Genomic DNA, 306 nt, shown 5'->3' on the forward strand with positions numbered 1-306 from the left:
GGACAGAAGCATCGCCGCCACCGGTGGCGTCCCGCCCGAGCTTCGTTCCACTTGCGCTGCCGGCTCCGCAACCTCCCGTCCGGGACGAGCCGCCCCGCCCCGGCGCCATCGAGATCGAGCTGGCCGGGGGTCATCGGCTTCGGGCCGAGGCGGGCGCGGACGTGGCGCTCCTGCAGGGTGTGATCGCGGCGTTGCTGGGACGATGATCCCGGTTCCCTCCGGCTCGCGGGTCTGGCTGGCGACCGGCCACACCGACATGCGCAAGGGCTTCGACGGCTTGGCCAGCCTCGTGCAGGATCACCTCGC

2 protein-coding genes are annotated in these 306 nt (G+C 72.9%); both read left to right on the forward strand.

The window, feature by feature from the left end:
* Positions 1-206: hypothetical protein (locus tag FV226_RS28420; RefSeq protein WP_210246563.1), on the forward strand; the 206-nt coding region annotated here is incomplete at its 5' end.
* Positions 203-306: IS66 family insertion sequence element accessory protein TnpB (gene tnpB, locus FV226_RS27765; RefSeq protein ID WP_147765074.1), on the forward strand; the 104-nt coding region annotated here is incomplete at its 3' end. The genes FV226_RS28420 and tnpB, both read left to right, overlap by 4 nt.

Source organism: Methylobacterium sp. WL12 (assembly GCF_008039475.1).
GTDB classification, from domain to species: Bacteria; Pseudomonadota; Alphaproteobacteria; order Rhizobiales; family Beijerinckiaceae; genus Methylobacterium; species Methylobacterium cerastii.